Source organism: Paraburkholderia sp. EG286B, assembly GCF_040965655.1.
Lineage (GTDB): Bacteria > Pseudomonadota > Gammaproteobacteria > Burkholderiales > Burkholderiaceae > Paraburkholderia.
On the sequence record NZ_JBFRCF010000071.1, the window covers coordinates 1 to 7,627 of the forward strand.

Consider the following 7,627-nt stretch of genomic DNA (forward strand, 5'->3'; position numbering starts at 1 on the left):
TTCTGCCGGACTTAACCAGCTCGACCATGTGGGCCCGGAATTCCACAGGGTATGGGGTACGATGCCTGCCCATTTCGACACCTCCTGATCAAAAGCATAGGTGTCCGTTTTTGCGGGTCAACTTCAGCATGAGTTGCTGGCGTCGCCTCCGTGACTGGCAAGCGGCTGGCGTCTGGGAGCAGTTGCACGAGGTGCTGCTTGCACGATTGCGCGCAGCTGCCAGCACGCCCCCCCACGAACCGGACGTGCGAGTCACCCCGCATCCGGCTCAAGCCATTCACCAGCACCAGCGTTGGTACCGGGCAATCAATCGTCAGTCGCGGCTCGACGACGGGCTAAGTAGGACGACCACGCAGGGTCAAACGGATTGGCCTGGCCACGTACCTTCACCTGACGAACAATCGGAACCGCCGCAGCCCGGAGCAGCCGGGTTACCCCGTGGGCTTCGGACCGGGCAGTAAACGCCCAGGTACGGTTCCCCTCTACGTGGAAGTATTTGTGTTTCACCCAGCCCGCGCCTTTCGTGGGGTCCCGACGCATCGCCCATTTCCACAAGAGGCGCCAGATGTGAGCATCTATCGACGTAAAATGAGCTTTTGAGACCACATGACGGTGATACATGGCCCAACCCCGAATCACCGGGTTGAGCTGTACGATCAGATTCCTCTGTGTGGCGCTCCCGTGCTGCCTCACGATTTCCCTCACCTTCTCCAGAAGTGCCTTCACACTTTTGTTGGCCGGTTTGATGAGTAGCTTACCCGCGTACTTGCGGACATTCTGCCCAAGGAAATCGAACCCATCGGCAATATGGGTGACTCTGGTTTTCTTTTCCGAGAGTTCCAGACCCCGAACGACCAAGAATTGCTTAACCGCAGGGAGTACGTTCTGCTCCAGAACGTCTTCCGCTTTCCCTCGGCGGGTCGGCGTACCGAAATCAATCGGCAGTTACATTGTTCCCAGAGCTTCACACCGAGCTGTTACCGGCTCCGCATGTCTGGGTAGAGAACGGTTGATGGAACAACCGGTTTAATCACAACGGACAACTCGTTGAGTTAGACAGAAATTCAAGCGACTTTCAGGTCGCATGCGCCTTCATCCCGAAATACCATTGATTTCCCTTCTTCGTCTGGTGCATCTCCGCGTCTCGTTTGCCAGAGTCGTTTTTCGTCGAAGTGGGTGCGCTAATCAAGGTCGCATCGACCGCTGACCCTACCTTCAACATCAAGCCTTGTTCACTCAGGATCTCATTAACCACTGCGAGCATCTGCGCGGCCAGACTGTGCGTTTCGAGAAGGTGACGGAACCGCAGAATCGTGCTCTCGTCCGGCAAACGCGTCATACCTTCGCCCAGCCCCGCAAACTCACGATACAGCGGCACGTCATAAAGCGCCTCTTCCATCGCCGGGTCTGACAGACCAAACCACTGCTGCATGAAGTGGATCTGCAGCATTGTCGCAACCGCAAACGGCGGCCTTCCAGTCTTACCCTTCGGATAGTGCGGTTCAATCAACGCAATCAACCTCGACCATGGCACCACGCGCCTCATCTCATCGAGAAATTCCCACTTGCGCGTGCGTTTCGTTGAAAGATCCAGACCAAGACCCAGCTGTGTCATCGACGAACTCCTTGGACTTGCCTATCCTCCAGGATAGGCCAACCAGTCCTCAATGTCAGGACTTTTGCAGACCTTCCTTAGATCGCACTTACAAATGAATCAATATTAGAAATTCTTAATCGCATAGAAAAACATTTTATATCAGTGCGGCTGGCAATTAGTGATACCGTGGTATTCATTTTGCATCGCATGGAGAATCCAGTTTTTCGCCCTTGTGCGCGGCAATGAATTTGCGCAATTACAGCAATCCCCGTCTGGCCCTTGATGGCCGTCGGTGCCGACGATGATGGTCGTTGACGATCGGAAGTCAGAGATCTACACGTTCACTGGGCGGAGTTGCAGAGATTTAGCTCTTAACGGACTTCTAACGCGATATTGAGAACAGGAAATACTGAAAATTTCCTTGTTTTGTTATCAGTGCGGCAATGGAGGAGGCGGCATGAATATAAAGATATTCGCAATATCCATGACTATGTCTTTTACGCCAGTAGCTGCCAGAGCGGATACTCCTTTACCGGTGATACCCTCCAGCTACGTAGTCGACAAAATTACTCAAAGGATGTTCGAGCCATCGAGTAGCTCTTCCGATCTTGTCCTGCTGTCCGCCCACCGCGGATATTGGGAAAAATATCCTGAGAACTCGTCTTACGCCCTACAAGATGCTTGGAACCGCGGATACGAAACTGTTGAGATCGATGCGCGATTTACCGCCGATAAACAGGTGATTGTCGCGCACGATTTAATATAGACCGTATTTCGACAGGATCTGGCGCGGTGAGCAGCCTAACATATTCGCAACTTAAGCAGGTCGATCTGAAGGATCGGCATGGAAAAGTGTTTTCAGATGCAAATGGTAATAAAGGAAAATTCTTGAGCTTCTCAGAGGTTTTGGATCTTCTTGAACAGTACGTCACCTCAGACGGACTAGGTTATGTCGTTATTGTTGACATCAAGACGGCGCCCGGCGGGTCCGGCCTGGAAATCATGCAGAAACTCCTGGACCTTATAGCTGCCAAAAATAATCCCTCACTAAGCAAGGCCGTTGTAATCAAGATTAACGCGAGAGATGCGGTTGATCTCGGGTCTGTACTGAGTCGAACTACATACAATCCCAACGTGAACGGCGGCTTGGTTCTCGTAGAAAATCCTGACGCCGACAACGTCAAGATATCAAATTATGATCCCAATCAGGACGTTAACTACGGTCAGTGGAACGCCGCGCCATTCCCTATACAGTTCGAGATGAATCAATACTATAGAGGTGATGGTCTCGAAAATTACTTCCATTATGCAGATCAGCAAAAGGGATTTGCTACGTATATAGAAAGCAATCTATTTCCAGAAGGAGTGGCTACCGCAGCCGGAATGTGTTGCGTAGCTCACATCACGGACCCGAAGTCTACAGCGTCGGCCCCAATCATCCCGGATTATCGAGGTGATCCGGAGATGGCAGGTATAAATCCTACCAACCTGATAACAACAGACTCGGTCGATGCAGTAGGGGATATGCTGCAGGCATTGAGGCGACGAAATATCAACTTACTAAAGCGATAGATTATTCCTGTCTTTTACAAGGTGGCTCCGTCATGTCAAAGCTTTTTAGACTCTTTGTGCTGCATGGCACTGCAATTGCTGGGCTATATATAACCGCAGCATCCGCGCAGACATGCTCCAACGAAGCAGAATGCCGGCAATCGGCAGGTGCCAAGCAAATACAGTTACTAACACCTGTTGTAGTGCCAATACAATATGACTATCCAAAACTAATTATCCATAACCATGGGCCAGATTTCGACACTGATTATCAAGTTCCTAACGGAACAACGATAGTTTACGACTTCTACACGGATCGCAATTCCTTCAACCTTCCCAGCCAGACGTCGATTATCACGAACGAAATAGCGCGGCTCGATCCAGCGAAGGGTTTTACAATTCTCGTTATTCACCGGACCCGTGATAACTTCGCAGCGGGCGGGGGCGCATCGGTCTCGCTACTCAGTTCGGCGGATAATACGGCTTATGCCTCCTTCATGCTTGGGTCTCAACCAAGTGCTACAGGGCAGAAGTGGTCCTTTGGTAAAAGCTTGCTGCAAAGTAAGCGTCCTCAGACAGCTTACTGGCAAAAGCCTTGGGACATGAACATTCTCGGACCAACCGGAAGCTTCTCAGGTACCGAATGGGTTTATTACACGTTTACGCCGGACGGTAAGGTCAAAATCGATCTGTTTGCGCCATATACATACTCTCTTGCCTTCACGGCGTATCAGTGGGATGAGGCGGTACTTGACAGCGGCTTCCCGCACTTTGCGTACGAGGCTGGAGGGCCAACCTCACGACCAAATCAAGCTCCGTTCGGCTCTGTTGGCCCCTTGATGGTTGGTGCCGTGAATGTGCCTGGTCAAGGTTCTCCGACCCTTACTCCAGTCCAGGCTTTGCCAGGATTTGAACGTGCGGTCGTGTTCTCCGGGCCATTGTCCAATCGTGAGATAGTTGCCTTTCAAAAATCACTCAAGGGCAGCCTGTTTCTCGATGTCGACATGCTTCCCTGCAACAGCGGCGCTTTCCTCGCCGGAGAAATCCGCACGCCTTGTGGCAAGGGCAGTCCAGGCAATCCTCCCGCCGATGTCAGTAGCATCACTCCAGTTGGGCTAAATACCAATGTCGATCCCAAAGGGGTTACCCTAGCTGCCAACGACGGAGGGGGAGGTAGTTTTTCGACGATCAAGGCCGCAGTTGACGCGCTTCCGCCAAGCGGCGGCGTGATCCGGATCCCACTTGGCGTCTATACCGAGACATTGGACATTACGAAGCCGAACGTGAAGCTGATCGGCACCGGCACTGACGCATCGCAGGTTTTGATCACCGGCAATCACTCGGCGAACGCGACCGATCCGGGGACTGGGCAACCGTATGGAACGGCTGGCAGCTACACCGTGGCTGTGGACGCCAACGATGTCTACCTCAGCAATCTCACCATCCGGAATTCAGCCGATTACGAAGCTCCCGATTTTGGCGCCAAGGGCCAAGCTGTAGCCTTACGCTCGAACGGAGACCGGGATGTCTATCGAACGGTACGATTACTTGGTGGCCAGGATACGCTGTACGTTAATGGGCCGGGGCGAGCTTATTTCAGCAATTGCTACGTCGAGGGAAATGTCGACTATATCTTCGGTAATGGTAAAGCAGTGTTTGATGGTTGCACTCTCAAGACCAAGATTCATGACGGCCTGATCGGTGAAGCGACGATTACCGCACAAAAGCGTGAGAGCGCCAGCGAGGATAGCAGCTTCGGCTTCGATCACACGAAGAGCCCATATATGTCGAACGCTTGGCTAGGCCGTCCGTGGGGAAGTCACTCAACCGTCTACTTCCTCAACTCCACGATGGGACCGCAGCTTACCAGCGATGGCTGGATCGAGTTCATCCCGCCGCTGAACGGGCTGCCGGGCACTAACAATCTGCCGACCTCCACCTATCGTGAATACAATACGCGGTATGCCGACATGAATGGCCAAGGGGCCGCGCCGTTCGATATCGGCCAGCGCGAGACGACGTCGCCGAAGAGCAACGTCGCGCTGAGTTCGGCGGAGGCTGCCGCACTAGCACCTGACATTTATCTGGCTGGCACCGACGGTTGGCAACCTACCTTGGTGAGCGACGCCAGTCCGAACCTTGGGCAGCAGGTGCCAGTTCCCACTCCAGCCGCCGGGGTCCCCCAAGCCCCGCTGATCTCCGCAACGGTCGGCGGCAACGGCAACGTGCAGGTCACTTGGGCTGGCCAACCTGCCAATCCCGCAGAAACGGGTTATGTCACTACTGCGCGGCAACATGGCAAGAGTTGTGGACCGTTCCAGCTGCCGGCTTATGCTTATAGCGGGTATGTTGAAGTTGCCTTTAATGGCTCTGGTGCAAATAGCGCGGGGGCGAATCGGTTAAGGTGTCGGGCTGAACGAACTGAGAACCGATGATGAGCAAGCTGAAGGGCCTGGACGAACTGTTTGCTGGCCGTCACTTTGACCGCGATGTAATCATTCTGTGTGTTCGCTGGTACCTGCGCTACAAGCGGAAATTTTCAAGCTAGTTGTCGCCTCAACGATTAAATTTCAGGCGGCCTTCTTCTCCCGGAGACGGTTTGGGGCGCCGCCCTGGTTGTCGCTTCGATCTGGGTTCAGGTGCGCAGCATGTACCCGCTGCCAGTTGCGCGTGGGGCCTTTCCATCGCAGCGGGTTGCGTTGCCGTGCAGTCTCATAGAGCGCCACTCGTCGATCCAGAATGTTCTGGTCGAGGTTGGCATGGCGCTGCGCCGGCGTCACGAACTGGATCGCGCTGTGACGATGCTGTTGTACCAGCGCACCAGCGCGCCCACCCAGGTGCGCGCGGCGAGCAGGGTATCGAACGCCTGGAGCGGGTAAGCAGGTCGGTACTTCAAGGTCTTGAACAGCGACTCAGAATAAGGGTTGTCGTTGCTCACGCCCGGGCGACTCAATGACGGCATGACACCCAGCGCCTGGAGGGTAGCGAGCATCGTCGCACCTTTCATCGGGCCGCCGTTATCCGAATGCAGAATCACCTGGTTGGGCTGTATCGCTTCGCGCGCGCAGAGGTCCTTGAGAACTTCGCTGGCCAGCGCGCTGCTTTCCTCGGCATAAACCTGCCAGCCGACGATCTTTCGGCTGAAGACATCCAGAAACAAGTACAGGTAAAAATACTGTCCACGGATCGTCGTCGGCAAATACGTGATGTCCCAGGAATACAACTGGTTCGGCGCATCGGCGCAAACCGAACGGGGTTTGCTGCGAGCGTGGGCCGGCCGCTCGCTGCGCCGGTGGGCGAGTTGCCTCTCGGCCTTCAGTACCCGGTAGAACGTCGATTCCGAGGCGATATAGCGTTGCTGGTCTGCCAGTCGCGGCACGATCTGGCTTGGCGGCAGATGACCGAATTCGGCCGAGTTCGCGGCTGCCAGAAGCTCGGCGCGTTCCTCGGCAGAGAGCTTGTGGCGCGGCTCGTGGTGCCGTAACGAGTGCCCGTCCACCGCGTCAGGTTCGCCGCGCTGCCAGCGCTGAACTGTGCGCGCGCTGAGCCCCAGAATCTTGCACGCGTGCGCCTGCCGAGCCCTGGCCAGGCTCGCCTCGTTGATGAGGCCGATCAATGCCTTGCGCTCTTCAGGGGCCGTCATTCGGCCTCGTCCCCGAGGAGCGCGCGGTACTTTTTTTGCAGCACCAGTAGCGCCGCAGCTTCGGCCAGCGCCTGCTCCTTGCGCTTGAGCTCACGCTGCAGTTGCACATTGGCCTGCTTCAGATCCCGCACTTCCTGGGCGCTCTCACGTCGGCTAGCGGCTGCGCCGCCGGCGCAAAAATCCGCACGCCACTGCACGAGATGATGCGCAAACAGGCCGCGCTCCCGACACCAGCCGTTCAATGCTTCGTCCACTAGGCCGTGGCTCTCCTGCAAGGCCATCAGGCGTTCTTCCAGCGACCAGTCTTCCGGACGTCTTGCATGTCCAGAACTCGAGCTCCGGTTCGCGGCGGTGGTGCCTCTCATCCAATTCCTTAATGTCAGTACGTTCACGTTCAATTCGTCAACCACGGCTCCAACCGTTCGGCTCCCGCGCTGCAGGACCTTCGACAGCGCCTGCTCCTTGAACTCAACAGAATACGTTTGTTTCGTCTTCAACTTGTACCTCTGACTCTTCTTGATAAGAAAGTTCAGAGGCGACAACTACTATGACGCCGGGGGGCAAGCTTAGCTTGCGCGATCTGGTTGAAATGATCGCGGAACGGGGTCTGGCGCTGGCCCACACGACGATCCTGCGCGGGAGTTCGTCAAACGGTGGAATCGCTTCGGCAGGCCCACCGGCCAGTCCTGGCGTGTTGACCAACTGGTTGCTAGTACAACATCCCGTAAATACATTTAATAATTATCGGGCTGCAGATAGGGCTGCAGCAGCGTGACCACCACATCGGCCATCTCGTCGAGCGAACCCGTGCCCGGAAGCGGCTCCCAACGCCCGCT

4 protein-coding genes and 5 pseudogenes are annotated in these 7,627 nt (G+C 55.3%); 6 read left to right on the plus strand and 3 right to left on the minus strand.

Features of this window, described 5'->3' with window-relative positions:
• Positions 1 to 128 precede the first annotated feature (128 nt).
• Positions 129 to 218: pseudogene (locus AB4Y42_RS43240) on the plus strand (IS5/IS1182 family transposase); the annotation flags it as partial.
• 88 nt (positions 219 to 306) lie between these two features.
• Here the strand turns inward: AB4Y42_RS43240 and AB4Y42_RS43245 are convergent.
• Both AB4Y42_RS43245 and AB4Y42_RS43250 read right to left on the minus strand, forming a co-directional pair.
• A complete protein-coding gene (locus AB4Y42_RS43245; protein WP_368697772.1) occupies positions 307 to 726 on the minus strand; it encodes a group II intron maturase-specific domain-containing protein in 420 nt (139 codons plus the stop codon).
• Between the two features lie 358 nt (positions 727 to 1,084).
• Positions 1,085 to 1,615: pseudogene (locus AB4Y42_RS43250) on the minus strand (IS5 family transposase); the annotation flags it as partial.
• 439 nt (positions 1,616 to 2,054) lie between these two features.
• On the opposite strand from AB4Y42_RS43250, the gene AB4Y42_RS43255 reads away from it, so the two are divergent.
• From AB4Y42_RS43255 to AB4Y42_RS43270, 4 genes and pseudogenes are all read left to right on the plus strand, one after another.
• Positions 2,055 to 2,363, plus strand: coding sequence for a glycerophosphodiester phosphodiesterase family protein (locus tag AB4Y42_RS43255; protein WP_368697769.1), 309 nt, complete (start codon positions 2,055 to 2,057; stop codon positions 2,361 to 2,363).
• A gap of 26 nt (positions 2,364 to 2,389) precedes the next feature.
• The gene (locus AB4Y42_RS43260; RefSeq protein ID WP_368697770.1) at positions 2,390 to 3,169 is read left to right on the plus strand and encodes a hypothetical protein; all 780 of its coding nucleotides are present in this window, start codon (positions 2,390 to 2,392) and stop codon (positions 3,167 to 3,169) included.
• Positions 3,170 to 3,201: 32 nt separating this feature from the next.
• Positions 3,202 to 5,583, plus strand: a complete 2,382-nt coding sequence (locus AB4Y42_RS43265) for a pectinesterase family protein (protein WP_368697771.1) — start codon at positions 3,202 to 3,204, stop codon at positions 5,581 to 5,583.
• Positions 5,583 to 5,678: pseudogene (locus tag AB4Y42_RS43270) on the plus strand (IS6 family transposase); the annotation flags it as partial. The gene AB4Y42_RS43265 and the pseudogene AB4Y42_RS43270, both read left to right, overlap by 1 nt.
• Positions 5,679 to 5,718: 40 nt before the next feature.
• Here AB4Y42_RS43270 and AB4Y42_RS43275 read toward each other — a convergent pair.
• Positions 5,719 to 7,288, minus strand: a pseudogene (locus AB4Y42_RS43275) (IS3 family transposase).
• Between the two features lie 65 nt (positions 7,289 to 7,353).
• On the opposite strand from AB4Y42_RS43275, the pseudogene AB4Y42_RS43280 reads away from it, so the two are divergent.
• Positions 7,354 to 7,493, plus strand: a pseudogene (locus AB4Y42_RS43280) (IS6 family transposase); the annotation flags it as partial.
• Positions 7,494 to 7,627 lie beyond the last annotated feature (134 nt).